This is a genomic window from Erythrobacter sp. JB3-1, from assembly GCF_057364995.1.
Genome location: NZ_CP200289.1, coordinates 2,878,564 through 2,902,161, shown reverse-complemented (window position 1 = coordinate 2,902,161; position 23,598 = coordinate 2,878,564). Strand labels below are relative to the sequence as shown.

The window sequence follows — 23,598 nt, the reverse complement described above, 5'->3', positions numbered from 1 at the left end:
TGGGTTCCTTAGGCCTTTTTCTTGCTGGATTTACTGGATGAATTCGAAAGGCCGAGCGCATCTGCGATCAGCGCTTCTTGCTGCTCTGCATGCCGTTTGGCAAGGCCGGTGGCTGGCGACGCGGATGCATCACGCCCGGCATAGATTGGCCGCATGCCATCATGGCCGGCCGCGCTCAGCGATCCCTCGATCTGATTATCGACGAACAGCCACGCGCCGTTGTTCTTGGGCTCTTCCTGGCACCAGACGACCTCTTCGAGGTTCGTCATCCGCTTAAGCCGCACGGCCAGAGGATCGCCAGGGAAAGGATAGAGCTGCTCAATGCGGACGATCGACACATCTTTGATCTTCGCCTTGTCGCGGGCTTCGATCAGGTCATAGGCGACCTTGCCGGAACACAGGACCAGACGCTTGACCTTCTTGTCATCAATCTTGGTCGTGTCCGACTTGATCCGCATGAAGTGGTGATCGCCAAGGAATTCCTCGCGCGGGCTCTTTGCCATCGGATGCCTTAGCAGGCTCTTCGGCGTCATAATCACCATCGGCTTGCGGAACGGACGCAGCATTTGGCGGCGCAGAACGTGGAAATAGTTCGCCGGCGTGGTGATGTTGCAGACCTGGATATTGTCGTTTGCGCACAATTGCAGGAAGCGTTCGAGCCTGGCGGAGCTGTGCTCTGGACCCTGGCCCTCATATCCATGCGGAAGCAGCATGACGAGACCGTTAGCGCGCAGCCATTTGGCCTCACCACTCACGATATACTGATCGATCATGATCTGCGCGCCATTGGCAAAATCGCCAAATTGCGCCTCCCACAGGACCAGTGATTTCGGGTCAGCCATGGCAAAACCATATTCAAACCCGAGCACGCCGTATTCCGACAAGGTGCTGTCATACACCTCGAACTTGCCATGCGGCAGAGTGGTGAGCGGGATGTATTTGCGCTCGGTCTTTTGATCGACCCACACAGCGTGACGCTGGCTAAAGGTGCCGCGCCCGGAATCCTGACCAGACAGGCGCACGCCGTATCCGCCCATTACCAAGCTACCGAAAGCGAGCGCCTCTGCGGTGGCCCAATCGAAGCCTTCGCCAGTGCTGAACATTTCGCCTTTGGCCTTGAGCACGCGACCCAAGGTCTTGTGAATGTCCAGATCGTCCGGCACTTCGGTCAGGATGCGGCCAAGGCTGTCGAACTGCTTCGGCTCAATTGCCGTTTCGACGTTGCGCCGTGCGGATTCTGGATCAACCGGCTTGTTGAGGCCAGCCCAGCGGCCCGCGAACCAATCCGCCTCATTCGGCTTATAGCTCTTAGACGCTTCAAATTCCTCGTCGAGTTCTGCGACAAATTCGTCCTGCAACTGCTTCAAGGTATCCGCCTCGATCACGCCTTGCTCGCTTAACCGCTCAGCGTAAATCGCGCTGACTTTCGGGTGAGTGCGGATCGCATCATACATTAGCGGCTGCGTGAATTTCGGCTCATCGCCCTCGTTATGGCCAAACCGGCGATAGCACCACATGTCGATCACAACGTCGCGCTTAAAGGTCTGGCGATATTCCACCGCCAGTTTGCACGCGAAGGTCACCGCCTCTGGATCGTCGCCGTTTACGTGCAGGATCGGCGCCATCACGCCCTTCGCCACATCCGATGGATAGGGCGAGCTGCGCGCAAAGCGCGGCGAGGTTGTAAAGCCGATCTGGTTGTTAATGATAAAGTGCAGGCAGCCGCCCGTGTCATAGCCGTTCACGCCTGACAGGCTGAGGCTTTCCCACACCACGCCTTGCCCAGCGAACGCCGCATCGCCGTGGATCAGGACGGGCAGAACCTGATCCTTCTTGTCCAGATCATCGCGGATTGCCTGCTGCGCGCGGACCTTGCCAAGCACGACCGGATTGACCGTTTCAAGGTGCGATGGGTTGGGGACGAGCGACATGTGCACGTCGATGCCGTCAAAGCTGCGGTCGGTGCTGGTGCCGAGGTGATATTTCACATCGCCAGAGCCGCCAACATCCTCTGGATTGGCAGAGCCACCGGAGAATTCGTGGAATATGACCTTGTATGGCTTGGCCATAACGTTCGCGAGCACATTAAGCCGCCCGCGGTGCGCCATGCCGTAAATGATCTCGCGCACGCCGGAGCTGCCGCCATGCTTTATCACAGCCTCTAGGGCAGGGATCATGCTCTCGCCGCCGTCCAGGCCAAAGCGCTTGGTGCCGACATACTTCTTGCCGAGGAACGCTTCATATTGCTCGCCGCGAACCACCGCGGCCAGGATGGCGCGTTTGCCCTCAGGAGTGAACTGGATCGTCTCGCCGGGGCTTTCAAATTTGTCCTGCAGGAACCGCCGCTCTTCGGTGTCGGCGATGTGCATGTATTCCAGGCCCACCTTGCCGCAATAGGTCGCGCGCAACGTGTTGTAGAGATCGCGCACGCTGGTCCATTCCAGACCGAGCACGCCGCCAACATAGACCTGAGCGTCTTCCTTGCCCGCAAGGCCGTGGAATTCAAGCGTAAGGTCGGCTGGCACATCGCGGTGTGAGAGGCCCAGCGGATCAAGATCCGCCGCCATATGGCCGCGCACCCGGTAAAGCCGCACCAGAGTCATGGCCGCAATCGAAAGGCTCGCAGCCTCTTCAATCGCCGCTGGATCCAGCGCCTTGCCAGCCTTCTTCGCCGCCTTTTCAACCGCCAGCTTCATGACCGTCGGGTCAAGCGCCTGCGTCAGATCATCGGCATCCTCGCCGCCGTTCAGCGGCCAGCGCGCATTGCCCCAGGAAGGGCCGGGCTGGGGCTCATCGAGATAGAAGTCTTGCGGTTCGTTACCCATAATTAAGTGCGAGTCCCCGCGCAGGCGGGGACCTCCTTCAATTCAAGTGAGGTATATTTTGACTCAGATCGTGCCAATCGGGATTTTGTTCTTCGATCCTTTTGACTTTCCATGATCTGTTCCACTTCTTCATTCGTCTTTCGAGCAATTGCGCATCGCTTAAATTGTCGCACCGCCTAAACCAAACCAGTCGGTGACATCGATACCTCTTGGTGAAACTGGAAATCGCACCCGCACGACGCTGTTCGATCCTTGCCGCGAGATGGACAGTCACACCCAGATAAAGAACGCCGTCCTTCCGGTTGGTCAGTATGTAGACAAAGCCTCCTCGCAAATGGCACTCCGTGTAGAGACAGGTCCCCGCCTGCGCGGGGACTCAGCTCATTAAAGTAAAGCTCAGGCCATTTCCTTGAGCATTGCATCCAAAGTGGTGCCCAGCTCAGATGGTGAAGGGGATACACGGATGCCTGCGGCTTCCATCGCGGCGATCTTGTCGTCCGCGCCGCCTTTGCCGCCCGACACAATCGCGCCAGCGTGGCCCATGCGGCGTCCCGGAGGCGCCGTGCGGCCAGCGATAAAGCCAACGGTTGGCTTGCTGCGGCCCTTGGCGGCTTCAGCTTTGAGGAATTCAGCCGCTTCTTCTTCCGCGCTGCCGCCGATCTCGCCGATCATGATGATCGACTTGGTTTCCTCATCGTCCAGGAACAGGTCGAGCACGTCGATAAAGTTGGTGCCATTGACTGGGTCGCCGCCAATGCCGACCGCCGTGGTTTGGCCCAGGCCAACCATCGTGGTCTGATGCACGGCTTCGTAAGTGAGCGTGCCAGAGCGTGAGACCACGCCAACGCTGCCCTTTTGGAAAATGCTGCCCGGCATAATGCCGATTTTGCATTCGCCCGGGGTCAGAACGCCGGGGCAGTTCGGGCCGATCAGGCGCGATTTGGAGCCTTCGAGCGCAGCTTTCACCCGCACCATGTCGAGCACAGGAATGCCTTCGGTGATGGCAATGATCAGCTCAACCTCGGCGTCAATCGCCTCGCAAATGGCGTCGCCAGCGAAGGGCGGCGGCACATAGATGCACGATGCGGTTGCGCCGGTTTCAGCTTTGGCCTCGCGTACGGTGTTGAAATTGGGCAGGCCGATATGCGTCGTGCCGCCTTTGCCGGGCGTAACGCCCGCAACCATTTGCGTGCCGTAATCCAGCGCCTGCTGGGTGTGGAACGTGCCGGTGTCCCCGGTCATGCCTTGAGTGATGACCTTGGTGTCTTTGTTTACGAGAATGCTCATTCTTGCTCGCCCTCTTGGTTTGGAATTTTTGGGGAGGTTTCCGGAGTAAACCTGCGGTAGCTCAACATGTAAAAGCCGGGATAAAATACATCTTCAGGAAGGTCCGATGCGGCTGAAAAGGAATTGGTGTAGCGTGCTATTGTGCGCACATGCGTGGGCGAAATGTCGTCCCAAACCCACGTGCCATCGCGATGGTCACCTGGTGAGTTGCCAATGCCTGAATCAACCTCTTTACCGAACACCGCACCCAGCAATTTGCCAGATGGCATAAAGGGAAGATCAGGCACCATCGTAACACAGAGAAATTCTGTCGCGGCGATATTGCCTTCGCCCTCGACGTAACGGGCAGGCTCGCCTTCTTCCGCCTCGATATTTCGCACAGCCATGAACTGGATAAGCTCCAGCTCTTCCACCGTCTTTGTAAAGACGTTGATATTGCTGTCGATCACTCGGTCTTTGGCTCTGAACTCAGCCGCGCGCCGAGTGAGAGCGTCATCATCTCCATCACGCACCGCCCACCCTGTGCTGAGCAAATCGCCATCTGGCCTAAAGCCATTGACGCCGGGGCAGTCGAGCAGGTGAGTCTCCATCGCGTCGACAAAAGCGAGCGTCGTGTCATGTGCTGTTGCAGGCGCCGCAATTGCGGCGAGCAAGACGAGGGGGGCAAAGCGTATCATTTGGCGGCTCCCACTGTATCTGATTTGAGGGCTACGCCATCGAATTTGAAAATGTCCGCCAATTGGCTGCCTGGCGGAATGAAGAACACTTGGAAACTGTCATGGGCAGCTTGCGTGCCTGGCTCCCAATCGGTGATTTGAACGCCGTCTTGGTCGATGGCTTTGGTCGGCTCGCGGTCAAGCCATTCCGCTACCGTCTCTGGCGGGATCGCGCGTGTTTCGCCGAGATCGAACAGGCGGCAGGCGCTGACGCGTGTGCCGTCGATCTTAACTTCGGAAAGGACCACATAAAGTTCTTCGCCAGCGACAGTCTTTTTGAAGACCTGCATGTCGCTCATAGTGCCGCCAGCTTCGGCAACTGCCGCCTCGCCAGTTTCCTGAGCGAAGACGAGAAACGTAACGAGCTGCGTGGGGGCAAATGCGGAGCCTTCTTGCCAACCCGCTGCGGTTAGCGAGGCAGCGGTTGCCGCCTGATTTTCAACCGAACCACAGCCTTCGCGAAAGGCATTGAGCACTTCGAGCGCCGGGTATGAGGTGTCAATGGCAGCAACCTCGGCTGCAGCAAACCTTATGATATCTACTCGAAGCACGGATGGCGATTGCTGAGCGCCTTCCGTCACGGCAGGAAATAGCCGTGTCGCGAGACCGGTGCTGATCCCGCCGTTTTCGTCTCTCCAAGCGGCCGCGCTGCTCTTGGGCGCGTCTACATTGTCGGACTGGCGTCCTACAAAGGCGCTCAGCGCGCTGGTCGAAAACTCGCGTGTTTCGCCGATGTCATGCAAGCGGCAATAGGTATAGCGTTTGCCTAATAAATGCGTGCCTTCAACTGCTTCGATCCGCACTGACTCGCCGCCAAGCTCGCCCGTGAAATAGGCGGTCTTGCGGTTTTCAAGCGGCAGGTCGAAGCCGTCATTGCGGTCTACAACCTGGGCCAAGAGTGCGTCTTCCGACAGCTCAACCGGTGTAAACCCGGCGTTAGAGAGAGCCTCGGTCGTTTGTTGCCAGGACACCAGATTGCCGCAAGCCGATTGAACGCCGGATACCACCGCCACAATTGGGTAGGCATCGTCGGTCGGCGCGGTGTCCGCATGGCCGAGATGCGCAACCGCTGGCGTGGCCGCTGCAAGGAAAATCAAGGGGAGAAGGGCACGCTTCATAGGGTGTCGCTCGCCTCTGCGGGATTGGCCTTCATCCGCGCCCGAATGAGCATGATGGCGGAGATGATCATGCTGACGATGCACCCGGCCCACATTGGGACGAGCGGGATCAGGATGAACGCATGCGGGCCCAGACCAACGACGGCCAAACCAGCCATCGACAAGACGAGCACCGCAGCGATCGCAATCAAGGCCGACTTCGCATTCATAGAGCGCAGGATAACCAGCCCGAGCACGATCGGCGCGGCAGCAAAACCAAGCATGAACAGGGTGATCCCCAAGTCATCGAAGTCCATCATGCCCGCGCTGCCGCTCGCATGGGCAGAAGCGACAAGTCCAGCAGAGTCAAGGCGAGGGTTGCAAGCATCAGCCTTGGGCGACGGCTTTGAAGTCTTTGTTGATCAGGATGGACATCTACGTTTCGCCTCTTTTGGATCTTGGTATGGTCAGTTAGCTAAGAGTTTTAGCTGGTTTTTAGGATTCTGCGACTTTAACAAAGCCTACATGAATTGTGACGCCGGGGCCCTGACTGTGGTTGTTTCGGCGCAGCTCAACGGATCCAAACTTTGGGTGACTGAAGAGCAAATTTTCTTCCATACCGGTTCTAGCTCTGACCTTGCTCATCAAAGCAATGGCTTCATCCTCATTCTCAGCCTTTGCTCCGATGTTGCAGATATAGCGGCCCGGAATCTTGAGCGTCCTTTCTGGGTGGCTTCGTTCTTGGTAGTACCAGATATTGTAATCGCCGAACTTTGCGTTCCGGGAAGTTGGATCATACCTTTTGTCGGTCTTTTCAATCAGTATCAGTTCCCAGCCCGCGTCAACGAGTTTGTCCGAGACAGTGTCGATTGAAATTGATTGGCTCACGTAATCGATGCATGCTTCCATTCCGACATTGATCGGATCACCAGAATAATCACTGCCACTTGCTTCGCATCCCATAAGAAGGATGGGGGCTAGTACAGATGCGAGAGGTGAAGGCGACTTCATATGCGGCTATGCCAGCGAGCTATCCAGACCCTTACACGCATCAAGCAGCTCTTCGACTGCATCCACGCTTACTTGGAAGCCAGCTTTCGCGGTTTCGTCGAGTTCGATCTCAACGATCTTCTCAACGCCGTTCGCGCCAATCACAATCGGCACGCCGACATACAGGCCATCGACGCCGTATTGCCCCTCGAGATAGGCCGCGCATGGCAGGACGCGCTTCTTATCCTTGAGGTAGGCTTCGGCCATTTGGATCGCGCTGGTCGCCGGGGCGTAATAGGCTGAGCCATTGCCGAGCAGGCCAACGATTTCGCCGCCGCCCTTACGGGTGCGATCAACGATGGCGTCCATCTTCTCTTGCGTGGACCAGCCCATCTTGATGAGGTCTGGCACAGGAATGCCCGCAACGGTCGAATATTCGAGGATCGGAACCATGGTGTCGCCGTGGCCGCCAAGCACGAATGCGGTGACGTCTTCCATCGACACGTCAAATTCGTCAGCGAGGAAGTGGCGGAAGCGCGCGCTGTCGAGCACGCCCGCCATGCCGACGACCTTGTTGTGCGGCAGGCCAGAAAATTCACGCAGCGCCCAAACCATCGCATCAAGCGGGTTGGTGATGCAGATCACGAATGCGTTCGGGCAATTGGCCTTGATGCCTTCGCCAACGGCTTTCATCACCTTGAGGTTGATGCCGAGCAGATCATCGCGGCTCATTCCCGGCTTGCGTGGGACGCCTGCGGTCACGATCACAACATCGCTGCCCGCGATATCGGCGTAGTCGGTGGTGCCTTTGAGGTTCGCATCGAAACCCTCGACCGGGCCGGATTGCGACAGGTCGAGCGCTTTACCCGCAGGCATGCCCTCAGCAATGTCAAACAGGACGACGTCGCCCATTTCTTTCATCGCTGCGAGGTGGGCGAGAGTGCCGCCAATCATTCCAGCGCCGACGAGTGCGATCTTATTGCGTGCCATGTTCTTGCAAAAACCCTTCTTTAGAAATCGGCGGGACGAAAGCTAAGGTGTTGCATGTGTGATGCGCAGCGACCGTCCCGAGCAGCTGATACATCTGCGTTTCGTAAGATGGATTAAGCCTGCGGATAGGGGATTGCAACCGACAAAGGCCTTGATGTCGCAACTATTTTCGCAAATAGTTCGCAGTTGCAATAGCGAGCTGATTTCAAGCTGTTTGAAGCTCTTCTATCGGCCATTGCGTGATGCACTGTTAGTTCGAAGAGCGTTGGCATTGAAATCACAGCGCCAGTCGCTGTCCGATCAGCTGTCTCTCAAGGTAGGGGCTTGGCGAACAAGGCCTATTCGGCGCAGCGTTCGCACGGCGGGCTAGCCAGTGATGCTCTTGCCCGGGAACGGCGTTTCGCCTTCGCGCTCTTGCTCCAGCAACATTGCGGCCAGATAGTCGGGCACGGCGCGGCTGAAATAGAAGCCTTGGCCCAGATTACATCCAGCAGCGCGTACTGCCTGGACCTGTTCAATCGTCTCGAGGCCCTCAGCCACAATGTCCATTCCCAGGGTTGAACCCATTTCGGCCACTGCCCGGATAATCGCATCACTGCGGCGGCCCACATTGGGGCCAGAGACGAAGCTGCGGTCAACCTTAATCTTCTTGAACGGGAAGGTGTTGATATAGCCGAGTGAGGAATAGCCCGTGCCGAAATCATCCAGAGCAAAGCGCACACCAAGCGCAGACAATTCTTGAATGAAATTGCCTGTTGCGTGGTTGTCTTCGATAAACAGGCTCTCAGTCACTTCGAGTTCTAGACGTGATGGATCAAGGCCTGCTTCGCGCAAAGCATTGCGGATGGCGAGGGCGGCGCCGGGCGCGCGGATCTGCAAGGGCGACAGGTTAACCGCGAGAGAGATGTCCTCTGGCCACTGCGCGGCGGTGCGCGCGGCCTGCGCGGTGATCCAATTGCCCAGGGTGACAATAACCCCGGTCTCTTCGGCCACTGGGATGAACTCGTCGGGACGAAGCTCGCCTTTTTCCGGGTGGAACCACCGGATCAGCGCCTCAAATGCGCGTATCTTGCCCGTCTCCAGATCAATGATCGGCTGGTAGAAGATCGACAATTCGTCGCGTTGCAGCGCAGTGCGAAGCTCGTCTTCAATCTCGCGCCGGCGAATAAGATCTCGGGTCATGGATTGGTCAAAGAATTTCGTCTGCGAGCGGCCGCCCACTTTCGCATGGTACAGCGCCAAGTCAGCGCATTGCATGAGGCTGTCAGCATCTGCTCCGTCATCCGGCAGCAGAGCGACACCAACCGAAGCGCGCACTTCGAGGCGGTCGCCATCGACGCGCACGGGGCGCATGATTTCTGCGTGGATTTCGCTGGCGAGCCGCTCTGCATCCACTCGATTGTCAACCGGGCAGAAGACAATGAACTCATCCCCGCCAAAGCGCGATACCGTGGCCAGATCTGGCGACACTTCACGCAGGCGGCTGGCGACCTCGGTCAAAACCCGGTCTCCAATTGGGTGGCCAAGCAGATCGTTCACTTCTTTAAAGCGGTCGAGATCAATCCAGAACAGGGCAAGCCGGGTGTCCTCATTCACGGTCATCATGGTTTCGACCATCGAGTGGTTGAGACCTGCGCGATTGGCGAGACCTGTCACCACGTCTGTGCGGGCCAAAACTTGCATTTTTTTTGCGAGTTTAGCGCTGGTTTCAGCCGAAGCGATGGAATCCCGCAAGACTTTAAAGACCTTGAATGTGATCGACATCATTGCTGGGATCAGCAAGCAGATGTTGATGAACAGAGCGATGAAGGCGAGGGTGCTCGCGTATAAAGATACGGCCATGATCGGCGCGCACACCAGCGTTAATTGGCCCAGGGCAATAGTCGGCCTGCCCGCGTTTCGGGCGCAAATGCCTACCCCATAACACAGGGCATTGGCCACCATCAGCACTTGAACCTCGGCGCTGGCTTGAAACCAGATCGTTAAGGCTGCGATCAAACCAATAGTGAACGCGTAGCTGAAGGCACCAATTTCGTAGATTAGCTCGAGGCTGCTCGTGCTGGTGCTGTCCTGATCGGCGGATAGACCAAGGGCCGCTACAACCCGGGCAATCGCGATGACGCTCAGGATAGCGCAGCCGATGTAGAGGATTTTGAGATCGGCCACCCATGCTGCCACGGCGGTGCAGCCAATGCCATTAATGGCACCGATCGCGAGGCTACCAGGCTGAGTGTAGAGCGTCTTGACCAGCGTTCGCCGAACGCGCTCAGACAGAGTGTCCGAGCTTTCCTGCACGCGCATGGCTGCACGGATTTTGGAAAGAGGGCTGGCTTTACCTGACATATGCATGGGATAACCCCAATTGGTCAAGGCAAGGTTAACACTCTACTTACCAAAAATGCTCATTAAAAATCAGCACTTTAAGCGACGGGATTGAGCTCTGAAGCGCCCTGTGTCTCGCTATCTTGTTGGTCAAGCTCCGCCGCAAGGCGGCGATCCAGTGTACGGGTAATGCTGAGCCACCAGTCATAGGCCTGGCGATCGCCAGCGAAGAATGCCTGTTGCGCTTGGGCCCGTGCAGCGCGCGCAGCGCCCAGACCGTGCTCGGCAAAATGGCGCAGCGAGGCCTTAAAAATCTCTTCACCCGGAGCTTGATTTCCGTTGTCATTTGCAGGCGCAGCTGCTGCGCCCGCTGCGCGCCAAAGCGCGGGCAACGGGCGAACAATTTGGGGTGCGTGCTGCGGCGAAATGAATGGTCATTCGGGCAATTTCCGTCCTGTTTGGCACTTGTGGGCGCGCTGTCGATCCCGGCGCGCTTCAAGCTCGATCATGAGGACTGCTCTAGGGAGGAAGGCGCTAAAGCTGCGTGTGAAGATAAGGTTTCCGGCGTGTTAACTTGCGCATAGGTGAAATGAAATTACGCGCTGAGGCAGCGCAAATTTTGCAACGCAGCGGCCGTTACTTACCCGGGGTTTTCGGCGCGGCTTCAATGGCGTCTGGCGAAATGCCCATACGCTCTGCGGCCAACCGGTCCGCCTCTTGCGCAGCCAGCGCAGCGCCTGCGCTGTCTTTCCATTGGCCCGCGTTGGAATAGGGCGCTTTCACTTGCCCCGCGCCGCGCAGGTTCTGATCCGCCAGATCCGCGTCTGGCGTGGATGGCTTACGGTTCGTAGCAGCGTTTGCCGCACGGCCTGGCGTGAAGGTTGCGCGTGTTTCGCCGCGTGATGTGGGCACGGCACTCACGGTCGCTGGCTCAATGCGCGGGGCCGCCGTTGGCGCGCTTGGAGCTGCTCCAGAGGCGCTCACACCCGGCTCATAGTCAGCGTAGCTTTGGGTGAAAGCGCTCTTCTTTCCTGCACTTCCGCGGTTTTTGTAGAAACGATGTGCGCCGATTGTTCCTATGTGATCAAGCGAGCTGGCCCAGTACGGATTGACCCAAAGCGTGTGGTAATGGGTCGCGTGGCCAATCGGGGCATAGACGCTGCCGGAAAGAGCCTCTGAGGCGATCCGCCGGGCGCGGGCCATGCCATTGGCGCTCGGCGTGCGGCGCATGCTGCCATCGCAGGTAAATGAGAATTGGCAGCCGGTCGAGCGCTGGGAGCCTTCGAACACGACGCCGCAGACGCTGGCGGGCCAGCTGGTGTGGGCCACGCGGTTCAGAACGACCTGAGCAACGGCGCGTTGGCCGGCTTCACTCTCGCTGGCTGCCTCGTAATAGATGGCTTGTGCGAGGCAGGTTTGCGCGCGCGATTGGCTGGCGCTGCCCGCGAAGCTCGCAAATGGGCTGGCGGCGGGGCCGACATTGATCAGCTCGCCGAGTTCGCGGCCATCCGCGCTGGTATCGAGAGGATCGGTGCTGGGCAGGGCAACCAATGCCTCACTTGGCGGATCAGCGAGATAGTAGAACGCAGAACCAGGGAAGCTGCCGCCTGGTGTTTCAAACGGCATCACCGGCACATTTTCATAGGCAATGTAGGGCGTGTCGCTGCCCTCAATCGGTGCATCGCCCGCAATCGCGCCAAAATCGCCGGGGGCCGCCATGGCGGGCACAGCAATCGCTGCGACCAGCACCATCAGGCGGCGCTTCATCGGTAATTTGGGCGCGGGCAAGGGCGGTTCGCCTCCGGATCGGTCCGGCAGGCAAATCGGCTTTTGCCGGTCAGAAGTTTTGGAAAAGGTCCACATGGTGCGCATTGCTGGATTACGGTGCGCGCCGCGAATTTGCGATATGAGGAAATCCACCGTCCCGAAACCGAACACATTGTTAACCCGGATTAACCCCTGCCTTGGTATGGAGTTTTCCTCGCATCTTGCGGCCATGCGTAGAGCCGCCTATCCCATCGCAAAAGAGGGATAGGGATCAGAATTTTGGGTGGGAATGCGCAGGCCTTTTTGACCGCAGGAAAGGCTTTGTCAGCGGCGGCATTGCTCGTCCTCGCTGCCGCCTGCAGCGCGCCTAAAGCCCCCTCGGATGATGGCTCAAATGGCTCGTTGAATGCCCCCGAGCTGGCGAGCGCAAACCCCTCTTTTGTAAGCCTAAATCCGTGTATCGATGCAATTCTAATCGAAGTTGCCGACCCGGAGCAAATCCTGGCGCTGTCGCATTACAGCCGCGATCCAAACTCCAGCTCCATTGATCCGGCCCGAGCGAGTGAGTTTGCGGTAACCGGCGGGACGGTGGAGGAGGTTGCGGCACTTAATCCCGATATGGTGCTGGCGGGTGAGTTTATTGCGCCGCCGAGCCGTAATGCACTTACTGACTTGGGCTTTCCGATAGAGCCGTTCGGCATCGCCTCGGATCCGGAGCAGAGCTTTGCGCAGATAAAGCGGCTTGCTGAGCTGGCGGGGCATCCGCAGCGCGGGGAAGAGCTGATCGCCAAAATCAAGCGTGCGGTGGCTGATGCTGGGCCGCCGACCGGTTTTCAAACAGCCTCTGCGGTTCTGTGGCAACCGGGCCAGATCGTCCCGGGTGAGGCCACTTTGGTCAGCCATCTGATGCGCGAAACCGGCTTTTCCAATCACAGCGCCGCGCAAGGCTTTGGCCAAGCGGACTATGTCTCATTGGAGGGCCTCCTGTCCGATCCGCCGGCGCTGGTTCTGGTCGCGGGAAACAGCGCGGGGCAGACGCACCCTTTGCTGAAAGAGCTTACCAGCACCCAGGTAGAAGCCTTTGATACAAAGCTTCTTTATTGCGCCGGACCGACGATTATTCAGGCCGCTGAGCGCCTTAGTGAAATCCGCGAAAACTTGTCCAGAGAGGCCTATCAGTGAACATCGCGGCGCACCGGGCATCCTTGGTCTTTGGCGGGCTGTTGGTGCTGGCCTTGCCGCTATCGCTGCTGGCGGGGCGGGTGTGGATTGATCCGTTCGCGGTTACAGAGACGGGCAGCAACGCTGCGCTGATCCTGATGGAGCTGCGCCTGCCGCGCGGGCTGCTGGCGATTGCGATTGGTGCGGGTCTTGGTGCTGCGGGCGCGGCGATGCAGGGCTATTTGCGCAATCCGCTGGCGGATCCCGGACTTTTTGGCATTGCACCGATGGCCGCGCTTGGCGCGGTTGCTAGTTTCTGGTTTGGGGCGGTGCTGCCCGGTGCATTGGCTTCATGGACACTTCCCGTCTTTGCGCTGATCGGCGCGGGCGCGGGCATGGCTTTGCTTGCGCTAATCGCCGGCAGGACGCCATCGGGGCGAGGCGGGGGGCTAGCGCTGTTCACGCTCGCAGGCCTAATGATCGCAAGCCTTGCTGGCGCTGTGACGGCGCTCGCCATCACGCTTGCGCCCAATCCCTTTGCCCTGTCGGAAATTGTGCTGTGGCTGAATGGAGCGCTCACCGACCGATCGTGGCGCGAGGTGATGATCGCGGCTCCGCTCATCGCGGTCGGCCTGATCGTGCTGTCGGCCGCCGCGCGCTCGCTCGATGCGCTGACTTTGGGTGAGGACGCAGCGTGGAGCATGGGCGTCGATCCGCGAATGCTGTTGCGCCTGCTTGTCGTCGGCGTGGCGCTGACCGTCGGGGCAGGGGTTGCTGTGGCCGGTATTATCGGATTTGTCGGGCTGATCGTGCCGCATCTGGTACGCCCAATGACGGACCGCATGCCTTCGAGCGTGATTTTGCCGAGTGCGCTCGCCGGGGCGCTGCTCGTGTTGGTGGCGGATAGCGCGGTGCGCGTTCTGCCGTTGATCACAGAGCTGCGTCTGGGCATCGCGCTTTCTCTAATCGGCGCGCCGTTCTTCCTGTGGTTGCTGCTGAAAATGCGCCGGGGGATGCTATGATCTTGCAGGCCCATGATCTCTCTGTCTCCCGCGCAGGTGCGCCCGTGCTCGATGATATTGCCGCGACCTTGCTGCCGGGCCAGATCACTGCGATTTGCGGCCCGAATGGGGCGGGCAAGTCGAGCCTGATACTGACGCTTGCCGGATTGCTGCCAGCGGTGGCAGGCGGGGTGTCGCTGGACAAGCGCGACATTGCCGCGCTCCATCCAAAGGACCGCGCAAAAGCTATCGGCTACCTCCCGCAATCCGCTGAAATCGCTTGGGATGTTGCGGTGGAGAACATCGTCGCACTGGGCCGGATGCCGCGCGGTGATGGAGGCAGCCAGCGCGGAGAGGACGCCATCGAGCGAGCCATTGAGGCATTGGCGCTGGGCGACCATCGCCGCCGCCCGGCCAGCAAATTGTCCGGCGGTGAACAGGCGCGAGTATTGCTCGCCAGAGTGCTCGCCGGAGAGCCGCAATGGATCCTGGCCGATGAGCCCTTGGCTGCGCTCGATCTGGCGCATCAGACCGCGCTGATCCAGCATTTCAAGAGCGCTGCGGCGGCGGGCAAAGGCGTGGTGCTGGTCGTGCATGATCTGGCCCAGGCGATGAACCATGCGGGCCGCGTGCTGGTGCTCGATCAGGGGCGGCTCGTCGCCGATGGCGCGCCGGAAGATGCGCTGACCAATGAAGCCATCGCCAAAAGCTGGGGCGTTGACACCAAGTGGATCGGCGAGCCGGGGGCAAGGGCGCTGATCACCGTCTGAACCTCAGCCGCAAACGGGTTCAAGTCCCTGTCAGCAAAGCGCCTTTAGCATATCGATCATCAGAGCATTATGCTGGGGAGTGGGTATGAAGAGTTTTCCAATTGCTTGTTGCGTCGCGGCGGTTGTGGCCGCTGCATCCGCTCCGGCCTATGCATGCCAAGGCCCGCAGTTTGAATCCGTGGTCTATCCCGTAATGGAAGAGAAACCGGAGCAAAACGACGGGGCCAAGGGCGACGTCTTCAAGATCCGCTATTCTGGTGAGCGCGCGGGGCGGCAAGATCGGTTATGGCCCAATTTCTACGTCGTGGAAGTGACAGAAGGCAAAATGAAGGGGCAAAAGCTCGCAATCCCGGCGCATGTCACCTCGTGCCATTCGGTCAATATCGAAGACGGCGCAGAGGGCTATGTCATTGGCAGCGTGGAAAAAACTGGCCGTGATGGCAAGCAGCCGGAGATCCCAATCCTTCGCACTGGCATGAGCGGCACGGTGCGAAAGGGTTATCAGTTCCCGCCGCGCAGCCGAGCACTCTGGTGATTCCAGCCAATCTGACTAGCGTGTCTGGTTTCGGGTGACTCATCGCAGCCGCGAAATGACCGTTCTTGGGGGTGAAAGCGGACGTTAGCCATCACGTTAAGCCGGATTACCTGTGGCGACGAATTGAGATCGCTGAGTTTATTGTCCTATTTCTACGCGGAAGCTTAAGCCTTATTCTGACCCGTCGAGCCAAGCCTCGGCTTGGGCCTTGGTTTCAAACAGACCGGTGTCGTCTTTCTGCTTGGTGATACGCTTTAACTGCATACGCTGGACGATGGTGCCCACGACGCTTGCCGATTTTCTAAGCCCGTGCGCCACAGACCATGTGAATATATCGAATGTCTCGTCTGTTCGGGTTTGTGGTATGGTCATGGTTCGAGTCCAATCGGCCAAGATGTCGAAATGCCCATCTTTGGATTTGGCCGCCAAAACAGCGTTCTGGTATGCGGTCTTAAACTCGCGCACATCGTAATCAAAGTTGTCTGAAAACGTGATTGTAACTCGGTTCTTTTCTGGATTGGATTCGATCTTGTACATTCCAGTCCCCTGATCCCTTGTGCAAAGCGTGCTTAAGCGGAAAAATACAACTGCGTAAGGCGAACTAGGATACGGGCTTGTGGTAAATAAAGCCTTGCGCGTCTTGATATAGGTTGAGACACGCTGTGTGTTTCGGTCCGCAATTGGGGGTGGTGAGCGGCCATTCAAGTAATTAACTTTTTGCTCCTCTTTGCGCTTGGTTGACTGTCTGGTTCTGACTGCATTAGGCCCAACGGCAGACATTAGGGAACGGGTCTGCTGCGTTTCGAATTGGCCCATTGACGATGGTCGAATCAATTTAACTGAATGCCTTAAGGCGCCCAGGATGAGGACGCTGAACCCAATCGAATTGCTATTCTAATTTATACAGGGAAGACAAAATGGCCTCATTTACTTACAGCACTATTATTGAAGCACCGATCGAAACCGTATTCGATTATGTGAGTAACGTCGACAATCGTATGGATTGGCAAGAGGCCTTGATAAATGTTGAGCGTTTAACACCTGCGCCAGATGGCATCGGAACCCATTGGAAAGAGACCTTTCTATATGGCAAAAAACCTCAAACTGCAGACATGAAATATGCCGCATTCGAGCGCCCTCATATTTTCACCGAAGATTTTGCAAGCGGTAAGGCCACAGGCGTTATCGATGTAAAATTCGCTGAAAAGGGCGGGGATACTCAACTTTCCGTTGAAGCCACAATGAATTGGAAAGGGGCTTACCGTTTATTGGCACCACTGCTGAATTCACTGTTTAAGAAAGCCATTTCAAAGGATTTCGGCGACATAAACACAAGACTCAAAGGCCGGATATAGCAACATACAGCCAGTAATGGTTTGCAAACTCGCTTACATTCAATAGCTTCAGTTGATTAGGTTAGACACTCTTGTCCTCAAATCAGCGAAATGCGAGCGGCCCAAACTCGCCCAGAACACGACGCTGGGAGTACTTAGCTCTTTGGTGCATTCTGGCGAGTTCGGGTCTTAGTTTATAATGCCGCTAATGACTGCTTTTGGAATTTTGGGGTCGCCATCGGAATGACGAAGATTTGGGCGCAAAGCTGACACCGTTATGAACGTCCGCAAATGGGTCGTAAGCTGAAAGTCGGCTTTAGAGAACGACTGGTGAAAAATCGACCAGGCAGGAAATGACGGCCTATCAGTCGCAGTTGGGCACAAGAGTCACGTTGGCTGGGACCAGCGGCACGCCGCCCATAGGCGCGCCTCAACTTGCGCTTAACCCTGTTTCAAGCTCTTGCCTCTAAAGTCCGCCACAAACGGACAACAGGAGGCTGCTCGTGCTGCTCGAACGTATTTCAAGAATTGGTTTGATTGTTAATTGGAAGACCTTGGGCGTCGCGATCCTGGCGGTGTTTGCCACGTGGTTTTCGCTGAAGTTGAACCTGGTCGCTGATTACCCGCTGACGATCATCTCGACCGCGGTAATCTTCCCAATCGTGTTCTCCATCGGCCATGCATACAAGCGGCGCGAGGCGGCGCTGGATGACTATGGCACGATCAAAGCCCATGGCCGCGCGATCTATTTTGCTGCGCGCGACTGGCTGCCAGAGGAAAACGAGGAACGGATCAAGCATCTTGAAGGCGCACTGGCGCGTTTGCTGCGCGGATGCCGCGATATGTTCAAAAGCGATTTGGCAGATATGCCCGCGCGCGAACAAGCCGTTTACGCCTCGTTCTCTGAGCTTTCCCAATTTGTGAAGCGGATGCGCGCAGAGGGGCTGGCGTCGGGCGAGTGCAGCCGCTGCAATCAGTACCTCTCAAAGATGATCGTCGCCTTTGAAAGCGTGAAACACATCTATCAATATCGCACGCCGCGCACGCTCAGCGCCTTCAGTGATTTCTTCATCATCATCCTGCCGATCATTTACGGCCCATATTTCGCGCATCAGGCGATCGAATATGAAGCGCCCATGCTGACCTATGTGATGCCCGTGCTGTTCGCGGTGATCCTGACGGGGCTGGACAACATCCAAAGCCATTTGGAAGACCCGTTTGACCAAATTGGCCCAGACGACGTGGCGATCAATGCGGAGAAATTCGTTGAGCTGCTGACTTGCGGCGAGGAAGGTGGGCCTTGCGCCGTTGTGTCTGAGCCGCAAACTGCCTGATCCAAGATCAGGGACAGGGGCGTGAGCCACTGGCGCAAAACAGAACGTGCGGCGGGAGGCTACCGGCAGGTACCCGCTAAGTGGTTCATACGTCCTGTTTCGGACGGGCTATCGTATTTGTGAGCTGACCGACTTTGGGGGTGGAGGCGGACGTCTGGTTTCGCTCCAGACATCCGCCATCGCTTTGACGCACGAGCCGTTAGAATATCCCGGCCACGCCTACGCTCGCGCCGGTATTCTTGTTGCCCGCATGGCTAACGCTGGCGTTGATCGTGATCGGAATGTCGACGTTCAGCCTGTGTGACAGGCCAAGGCTGAAAGCTTGTTGCCCGCGGAAGGTCGCTCCGCGGACTGCGTATCCTGTTTGACCCGGTTCTGGCGGGAAAGGAGCCTCTGCCTGAGCCATCGCGGCGGCTACGCCTGAGCGCACGTCGTCATCGAGGTCTTCCAAGCGGAAGGCCAAATTGTCCACCCGCCCGCTAAGCGCATCGAACTGAGCGGTGGAGACTTGGGCAACAGCGTTAAGCGCCACCCGCACATTGTCGACCGAAGCGGCGGTGGCCACGCTCTGACGGCCCAGCGTGCCGTTCGCATCCACCGTCACCGCATCCACCGGCCCAATCTGAGCGGCTGTGCTCGCATCAATGTCGCCGATCCGCACGGAGCTGCCCGAACCGCCAAGGGTGACTTGGTTGGCGGCGTTGGTCACGGCCCCGGCTCCGATTGCAGTTGAACCTTCCTGATTGACCAAAGTGCCATTGCCCAACGCCAGAGCATTCGCTGCCTGCGCGCGGGCTGTCCCGCCAATCGCCGTCGCGCCGGCAATGGTTGCGCGAGCTGAACCACCAATCGCTGTCGCATTGGCCCCGCGGGCAAAAGTGCTGTTGCCCAGCGCAAAGGCATCATCGCCGCGCGCCGTTGCATTCTCACCAATTGCCGTCGCGCGAACGGACTCGGCCAAGGCTCCCGTGCCAAAGGCAATCGCACTCACCCGCGTCGCGCTCGCCCCGGCACCAATCGCAATGCCATTGTCCTGCTGGGCAGCAGACTGCTCACCAAGGGCAATCGCCGCATTGCCCGTCGCGGTTGCGAAGTCACCGATTGCAACCGCGTCAAAAGCAAACGCATTTGCCTGCTGACCTATTGCGACTGCGCCGCCTGCAGTCGCGCCTGACTCAACACCTATTGCAATCGTGCTAGTCTCGGTCGCGTCAGCGCCTACGCCCAGCGCCAGACCGAAAAAGCCACTCGCATCGGCGCCCGCGCCCAGAGCAATCGCGCCAGCCTGAACCGCAACAGCGCCCGCGCCAAAGGCAATGGAATTATCCGCTCGCGCATCCGCATCCGCGCCCAGCGCTATGGAACCGGCTCCGGTGGCGTTCGAGCCCGCAGCCCCGGCAAAACTGTTTTCACCGAATGCCTCGGCGCCGTTACCCAAGGCGACAGCGCCCGCTGCTGTCGCTGCCGTATCTGCGCCAAGCGCCACCGCGCCTGTGAATGTGGCCTGCGCACGCGCGCCGCCAGCAAACCCGTCCTCGGCGGTGGCGACCGCTTGTGTGCCCAGCGCCAGCGAATTTGTGCCGACAGCGTTAGTTTGGGCTCCAAACGCAGTCGAGCGATCTCCGCCGGCAAAAGACCCCAGACCAAGCGAAACCGAATTCACACCGGTAGCAATGGCTGCGCCGTTGGCATCGCTGCCGCCAATCGCGATTGAACCTCTAGCCCGGGCCTTCGCGCCGTTACCCAAGGCCACCGCGTCTACGGCACTCGCACCTGCAAAGTCGCCAATCGCCACCGCGCCATCGGCTAGCGCAACTGCTTCGTCGCCAATCGCCACAGCGCCATCGGCCGTCGCGTTTGCGTCGCTACCAATCGCCACCGCGCCAAAGCCCGTCGCATCTGCAAGGGAGCCAATCCCCACCGCGCCATTGGTCGTCGCTTGTGACTCAAGCCCGATAGCTATCGCGCCGGCTGCTAAAAGTGTTTGATCTGCGCCAGTGACGACTTGTGCGTCCAGACCAATAGCAATCGCGCCGAGCTCCGTCGCCTGCGCGCCTGTGGTGTCTGCATCGCCTCCATCTCCGCCGATCGCAATGGCCCCTAAGGCGCTCGCTCCCGCACTTTCGCCAATCGCGATGGCACTCTCGGCGCTCGTTTCTGCTTCCGAACCAATGGCAATCGAAGCAGTGCCGGATGCGATAGCCGAGTCTCCGTTAGCAACTGCCCTTGAGCCGGCCTGGGAAAAAGCGCCCAGTGCAAGAGAACGCACGCCTGTGGCGCTTGCGTCAAAACCGATAGCAGCCGAATTGTTGCCCGCCGCATTGGTATCTTGGCCAAGCGCGGTTGCTTGAGTGCCAGTTGCATCAGAGCCTTGTCCAATGGCTGTGGCGCCGCTTGCAAACGCATTGGCCTCATGGCCAACCGCTGTTGATTCATCGCCGCTTGCCGTGGTCTCCCCGCCAAGGGCTGTGGCATCTAGGCCGCTGGCGTCTGCATTTAGGCCAGTCTGTGTTGACTGAGCCGCGGCGGGTGCGGGTTGAATTGCCAGCGCGGCGATGGTTGCAGCAGCAGCGGTCGAAAGTAGAGTGGTCTTTTTCATTGTCATGTTCCCTGTCTTGTGTGTGTTGTTCACATTCAAGACGAGGCGCTTTTGGTTGCTGCTCATATAATAGAGCGGCCCAATGAGGCGTGACCGATTGGAAGGGTCGTACGATAACCAATCAGCCACACCTCACCGGCAGGGCGCCTCGTCTTCAAGGCAGGTGATGACAGGCGACCGTTGTAATGAGCGTTGTAAAAGCGTTGTAAAAAGCGTTGTAATTTGCGTTTCTGGCCACTTTTTTTGCGAAAATTGGGCTTTTTTCGGGTTTTCAGCCGGATTTCAGAAAATCTTGGACCAATTCCACGAATCGGGTCGAAGCCGATTCGCGGCCCAACAGCAGGTGATTCTGGCTTTCCACACTGGCCGGCTGCGCACCCGGAATTCGCGACCTACGGCAAAGCACTTAACTTGCATCATTGACTGGATGTGGGGCGCAAGCCGACTGTCAGCTTTCGGCACAGCAATTAGTGAAAGCGCTTACACAGAGAAAATGCAGGGTCGCCCCGGTTGGACAGACTAGTCAACTTGACTGGTTCTGTGCCTACCGGGGCTTCGTGTTTTGGTTCGCAGGCCGCGGGTCTACTCGCCGCCGGCCAGCCCGCGGCTTTCGATCATATATTTCACATCCGGCTCGCGCCCGGCGAATGTGCGATACATCTCAAAATAGTCCATCGTGCCGCCGCGGCTGAGCACGGTTTTGCGGTAGTGATCGCCGTTCTCACGGGTCAGGCCGCCATTATCGATGAACCATTGGCGCGAATCCTTGTCGAGCATTTCGGTCCACAAATAGCTGTAATAACCCGCAGAATAGCCCGCGGGTGAGCTGAAGATGTGGTTGAAATAGTTTGACCGGTAGCGCGGCGGAACCAGATCAATCTCAAGGCCCAATTCGCCTAGCGACTGACGCTCAAACGCATCGACTTTCTCTGGCGTGTCGATTGCTGCGGCCTCCGCTGGTGAGAGCGCGTGCCACTTCATATCGAGCAGCGCGGCGGCCACCACTTCGCCAAAGTCATAGCCCTGGTTGAACTTCGATGCGGCCTGGATCTTCTCCACCAGCTCCATCGGGATGGTCTCGCCGGTCTCATAGTGCTTGGCGTAGTTTTGCAGCACCTCTGGATAGGTCGCCCACATCTCGTGAACCTGGCTGGGGTATTCGACGAAATCGCGCGCGGTCGCCGTGCCGGACAGGCTTTCATAACGCTGATCCGCGAAGAAGCCGTGCAGCGCGTGGCCAAATTCGTGGAAGGTCGTCTCGACCCAATCAAAGCTGACGAGTTGGACCTCGCCATCGGCAGCTTTCGGGATGTTCAGCACATTGTAGATCACCGGCTTGGTGCCCCACAGATCGCTCTGATCGACGAAGTTGCTCATCCATGCGCCGCCGCGCTTTGATGGGCGCTGGAATGGGTCAAAGTAGAACAAGCCAAGCTCGCTGCCATCGGCATCGAACACGGTGTAGACCCACACATCCGGGTGATAGACAGGCAGATCGGTGCGGCGCTCAAAGGTCAAGTCATAGAGCTTCTTAGACATGTAGAACACGCCGTCTTCCAGCACTTTATCGAGCTGAAAATATGGCTTCACCGCGTCTTCATCAAAGGCGTATTGCTCCGCCTTCACTTTGCCCGCGAAGCGGTACCAATCCCATGGCTCAACCTCGAAATTGAGGCCATCTGCGGCGATCCGCTCGTTGAGGACGGCGGCTTCGCGGCGCTGCGTTGCGGCGAGGGCGGGGACCATTTGCTCCATGAAATCGAGCGCGGTCTTCGGCTGCTTCGCCATGCGATCGTACATCGTGTAGCTGGCCCAATCGGGCTGGCCGAACAGAGCTGCCTTTTGCGCGCGCAATTCGGCGATCTTGGCGAGGATCATGCGGGTGTCATTCTCGCCGCCTTGGTCGGAGCGGTACGCGCTGGCTTTGAACAGACGCTCGCGCACTTCGCGGTTTTCAAGCGCAGGCAACAATGGCTGCTGCGTCGTGTTCTGCAAAGCGATGGCGAACTTGCCGTCCATGCCCTTTTCCTTCGCGAGCGCGGCCGCGCCCTCGATCTCCGCATCGGACAGGCCGGCCAGCTCTGCGCGGGTGTCGACGATCACCGCACCATCATTGGTCGCATCGCGGACCTTCTGGCTGAAATCGGTGGTGAGTTTGGAGAGTTCAGAATTGATCGCTTTGACCTGCTCGCGCTCTTCCTCGGTCAACAGCGCGCCAGCCTGAACCATGCCGGAATAGGTCTCTTCCAGCAACTTCGTGTCTTCGACGGTCATCGCCATCGCGGCGCGATTGTCATAAACCGCCTTCACCCGGGCAAACAGTTCTGGGTTGAGGGTGATCGCATCGCCATGCGCGGTCAGCTTTGGGCTGATTTCCTGATTGATCGCGTCCAGCCGGTCGGTGGTGTTCTGGCCCGTCAGCGCAAAGAATACGCGCGCCACGCGGCCCAGCATCCGGCCAGACTTTTCCAGCTCAACAATCGTGTTGCTGAACGATGGTGTCGCCGGATTGTTGATGATCGCCTGAACTTCGGCCTGCTGGATTGCCATGCCTTGCTCAAAAGCGGGGATGTAATCGTCTTCGCTGATCTTGCTGAAATCAGGGGTCAGGAAGGGCAGCGTGCTGTCAGAAGCGAAATAGCCAGTCCCGGCCGGTATCTCAGGGCTATATTCAGCCTGGGCCTGGGCTTCTGCGATCGGGTTGGTTTGGTTCACCCCAGTCTCTCCGTTGGTGGTCGCGCAGCCTGCGGTGAGCATGGCGGCGAGGGTAATTGCGGCAGTTTGGGCCTTGAGTTGGGCCTTCATAAGAGCTCCGGTAAATTACGAATTTGTGTGGCCGTGTATTGCGGGTAAATTATGCTTTGGGCAAG

The 23,598-nt window shown here is 58.3% G+C and carries 20 protein-coding genes; 7 read left to right on the top strand and 13 right to left on the bottom strand.

The annotated features are described in order from the left end of the window. Window positions 1-8: 8 nt before the first annotated feature. The 6 genes from AC0V6M_RS13805 to AC0V6M_RS13780 form a co-directional block, all read right to left on the bottom strand. A complete protein-coding gene (locus AC0V6M_RS13805) occupies window positions 9-2,825 on the bottom strand; it encodes a 2-oxoglutarate dehydrogenase E1 component (RefSeq protein WP_486139374.1) in 2,817 nt (938 codons plus the stop codon). Window positions 2,826-2,862: 37 nt separating this feature from the next. Next, window positions 2,863-3,159 carry a GIY-YIG nuclease family protein gene (locus AC0V6M_RS13800; protein WP_486139373.1) on the bottom strand — a complete coding sequence of 99 codons (297 nt, stop codon included), beginning with the start codon at window positions 3,157-3,159 and terminating at the stop codon, window positions 2,863-2,865. Between the two features lie 62 nt (window positions 3,160-3,221). Then, on the bottom strand, window positions 3,222-4,112 hold the full coding sequence (gene sucD, locus AC0V6M_RS13795; protein WP_486139372.1) for a succinate--CoA ligase subunit alpha: 891 nt from the start codon (window positions 4,110-4,112) through the stop codon (window positions 3,222-3,224). Next, the gene (locus AC0V6M_RS13790; RefSeq protein ID WP_486139371.1) at window positions 4,109-4,789 is read right to left on the bottom strand and encodes a hypothetical protein; all 681 of its coding nucleotides are present in this window, start codon (window positions 4,787-4,789) and stop codon (window positions 4,109-4,111) included. The genes sucD and AC0V6M_RS13790 overlap by 4 nt, the downstream gene beginning before the upstream one ends. Then, entirely contained in the window at window positions 4,786-5,946 is a 1,161-nt protein-coding gene (locus AC0V6M_RS13785) for a hypothetical protein (protein WP_486139370.1), read from the bottom strand. The genes AC0V6M_RS13790 and AC0V6M_RS13785 overlap by 4 nt, the downstream gene beginning before the upstream one ends. Continuing rightward, complete coding sequence (locus AC0V6M_RS13780) at window positions 5,943-6,245, bottom strand: hypothetical protein (RefSeq protein WP_486139369.1); 303 nt, start codon at window positions 6,243-6,245, stop codon at window positions 5,943-5,945. The genes AC0V6M_RS13785 and AC0V6M_RS13780 overlap by 4 nt, the downstream gene beginning before the upstream one ends. Between AC0V6M_RS13780 and AC0V6M_RS13775 the strand changes: the two genes are divergently transcribed. Continuing rightward, window positions 6,244-6,798, top strand: coding sequence for a hypothetical protein (locus AC0V6M_RS13775; protein WP_486139368.1), 555 nt, complete (start codon window positions 6,244-6,246; stop codon window positions 6,796-6,798). The genes AC0V6M_RS13780 and AC0V6M_RS13775 overlap by 2 nt on opposite strands. A 144-nt stretch (window positions 6,799-6,942) precedes the next feature. On the opposite strand, the gene mdh is transcribed toward AC0V6M_RS13775, so the two are convergent. From mdh to AC0V6M_RS13755, 4 genes are all read right to left on the bottom strand, one after another. Then, window positions 6,943-7,905 (bottom strand): malate dehydrogenase, encoded by a 963-nt coding sequence (mdh, locus tag AC0V6M_RS13770; protein WP_486139367.1) that lies wholly within the window; start codon window positions 7,903-7,905, stop codon window positions 6,943-6,945. A 366-nt stretch (window positions 7,906-8,271) separates the two neighbouring features. Next, window positions 8,272-10,254, bottom strand: coding sequence for a putative bifunctional diguanylate cyclase/phosphodiesterase (locus AC0V6M_RS13765; protein ID WP_486139366.1), 1,983 nt, complete (start codon window positions 10,252-10,254; stop codon window positions 8,272-8,274). Window positions 10,255-10,325: 71 nt separating this feature from the next. Then, the gene (locus AC0V6M_RS13760) at window positions 10,326-10,619 is read right to left on the bottom strand and encodes a hypothetical protein (RefSeq protein ID WP_486139365.1); all 294 of its coding nucleotides are present in this window, start codon (window positions 10,617-10,619) and stop codon (window positions 10,326-10,328) included. Window positions 10,620-10,863: 244 nt separating this feature from the next. Next, window positions 10,864-12,225, bottom strand: coding sequence for a cell wall hydrolase (locus AC0V6M_RS13755; protein WP_486139364.1), 1,362 nt, complete (start codon window positions 12,223-12,225; stop codon window positions 10,864-10,866). A gap of 72 nt (window positions 12,226-12,297) precedes the next feature. On the opposite strand from AC0V6M_RS13755, the gene AC0V6M_RS13750 reads away from it, so the two are divergent. The 4 genes from AC0V6M_RS13750 to AC0V6M_RS13735 all read left to right on the top strand — a co-directional run bounded on the left by AC0V6M_RS13750 (window position 12,298) and on the right by AC0V6M_RS13735 (window position 15,461). Further along, complete coding sequence (locus AC0V6M_RS13750; RefSeq protein ID WP_486139363.1) at window positions 12,298-13,176, top strand: ABC transporter substrate-binding protein; 879 nt, start codon at window positions 12,298-12,300, stop codon at window positions 13,174-13,176. Then, window positions 13,173-14,177, top strand: a complete 1,005-nt coding sequence (locus AC0V6M_RS13745; protein WP_486139362.1) for a FecCD family ABC transporter permease — start codon at window positions 13,173-13,175, stop codon at window positions 14,175-14,177. Before AC0V6M_RS13750 ends, AC0V6M_RS13745 begins: the two co-directional genes overlap by 4 nt. Next, a complete protein-coding gene (locus AC0V6M_RS13740) occupies window positions 14,174-14,926 on the top strand; it encodes an ABC transporter ATP-binding protein (protein ID WP_486139361.1) in 753 nt (250 codons plus the stop codon). The genes AC0V6M_RS13745 and AC0V6M_RS13740 overlap by 4 nt, the downstream gene beginning before the upstream one ends. A gap of 85 nt (window positions 14,927-15,011) precedes the next feature. Continuing rightward, window positions 15,012-15,461 carry a hypothetical protein gene (locus AC0V6M_RS13735; protein ID WP_486139360.1) on the top strand — a complete coding sequence of 150 codons (450 nt, stop codon included), beginning with the start codon at window positions 15,012-15,014 and terminating at the stop codon, window positions 15,459-15,461. A 171-nt stretch (window positions 15,462-15,632) separates the two neighbouring features. Here the strand turns inward: AC0V6M_RS13735 and AC0V6M_RS13730 are convergent, their stop codons facing one another. After that, the gene (locus tag AC0V6M_RS13730; RefSeq protein ID WP_486139359.1) at window positions 15,633-15,998 is read right to left on the bottom strand and encodes a hypothetical protein; all 366 of its coding nucleotides are present in this window, start codon (window positions 15,996-15,998) and stop codon (window positions 15,633-15,635) included. Between the two features lie 380 nt (window positions 15,999-16,378). On the opposite strand from AC0V6M_RS13730, the gene AC0V6M_RS13725 reads away from it, so the two are divergent. Together AC0V6M_RS13725 and AC0V6M_RS13720 are read left to right on the top strand one after the other, a co-directional pair. Continuing rightward, complete coding sequence (locus AC0V6M_RS13725) at window positions 16,379-16,816, top strand: SRPBCC family protein (protein WP_486139358.1); 438 nt, start codon at window positions 16,379-16,381, stop codon at window positions 16,814-16,816. 482 nt (window positions 16,817-17,298) lie between these two features. Next, complete coding sequence (locus AC0V6M_RS13720; RefSeq protein ID WP_486139357.1) at window positions 17,299-18,129, top strand: hypothetical protein; 831 nt, start codon at window positions 17,299-17,301, stop codon at window positions 18,127-18,129. 199 nt (window positions 18,130-18,328) lie between these two features. Here the strand turns inward: AC0V6M_RS13720 and AC0V6M_RS13715 are convergent, their stop codons facing one another. Together AC0V6M_RS13715 and AC0V6M_RS13710 are read right to left on the bottom strand one after the other, a co-directional pair. Then, window positions 18,329-20,728, bottom strand: coding sequence for a YadA-like family protein (locus AC0V6M_RS13715; RefSeq protein ID WP_486139356.1), 2,400 nt, complete (start codon window positions 20,726-20,728; stop codon window positions 18,329-18,331). A 582-nt stretch (window positions 20,729-21,310) separates the two neighbouring features. Then, window positions 21,311-23,533, bottom strand: coding sequence for a M3 family metallopeptidase (locus tag AC0V6M_RS13710; RefSeq protein WP_486139355.1), 2,223 nt, complete (start codon window positions 23,531-23,533; stop codon window positions 21,311-21,313). Window positions 23,534-23,598 lie beyond the last annotated feature (65 nt).

What these genes read in the sequence shown, in the direction of transcription:
- AC0V6M_RS13735 (WP_486139360.1), top strand. Translation starts at nt 15,012, where the DNA reads ATGAAGAGTTTTCCAATTGCTTGTTGCGTCGCGGCGGTTGTGGCCGCT.
- AC0V6M_RS13755 (WP_486139364.1), bottom strand. Translation starts at nt 12,225, where the DNA reads ATGGCCGCAAGATGCGAGGAAAACTCCATACCAAGGCAGGGGTTAATC.
- AC0V6M_RS13805 (WP_486139374.1), bottom strand. Translation starts at nt 2,825, where the DNA reads ATGGGTAACGAACCGCAAGACTTCTATCTCGATGAGCCCCAGCCCGGC.
- AC0V6M_RS13790 (WP_486139371.1), bottom strand. Translation starts at nt 4,789, where the DNA reads ATGATACGCTTTGCCCCCCTCGTCTTGCTCGCCGCAATTGCGGCGCCT.
- AC0V6M_RS13780 (WP_486139369.1), bottom strand. Translation starts at nt 6,245, where the DNA reads ATGATGGACTTCGATGACTTGGGGATCACCCTGTTCATGCTTGGTTTT.
- AC0V6M_RS13765 (WP_486139366.1), bottom strand. Translation starts at nt 10,254, where the DNA reads ATGCATATGTCAGGTAAAGCCAGCCCTCTTTCCAAAATCCGTGCAGCC.
- AC0V6M_RS13775 (WP_486139368.1), top strand. Translation starts at nt 6,244, where the DNA reads ATGCCCGCGCTGCCGCTCGCATGGGCAGAAGCGACAAGTCCAGCAGAG.
- AC0V6M_RS13785 (WP_486139370.1), bottom strand. Translation starts at nt 5,946, where the DNA reads ATGAAGCGTGCCCTTCTCCCCTTGATTTTCCTTGCAGCGGCCACGCCA.
- AC0V6M_RS13740 (WP_486139361.1), top strand. Translation starts at nt 14,174, where the DNA reads ATGATCTTGCAGGCCCATGATCTCTCTGTCTCCCGCGCAGGTGCGCCC.
- sucD (WP_486139372.1), bottom strand. Translation starts at nt 4,112, where the DNA reads ATGAGCATTCTCGTAAACAAAGACACCAAGGTCATCACTCAAGGCATG.
- mdh (WP_486139367.1), bottom strand. Translation starts at nt 7,905, where the DNA reads ATGGCACGCAATAAGATCGCACTCGTCGGCGCTGGAATGATTGGCGGC.
- AC0V6M_RS13715 (WP_486139356.1), bottom strand. Translation starts at nt 20,728, where the DNA reads ATGAAAAAGACCACTCTACTTTCGACCGCTGCTGCTGCAACCATCGCC.
- AC0V6M_RS13730 (WP_486139359.1), bottom strand. Translation starts at nt 15,998, where the DNA reads ATGTACAAGATCGAATCCAATCCAGAAAAGAACCGAGTTACAATCACG.
- AC0V6M_RS13710 (WP_486139355.1), bottom strand. Translation starts at nt 23,533, where the DNA reads ATGAAGGCCCAACTCAAGGCCCAAACTGCCGCAATTACCCTCGCCGCC.
- AC0V6M_RS13725 (WP_486139358.1), top strand. Translation starts at nt 16,379, where the DNA reads ATGGCCTCATTTACTTACAGCACTATTATTGAAGCACCGATCGAAACC.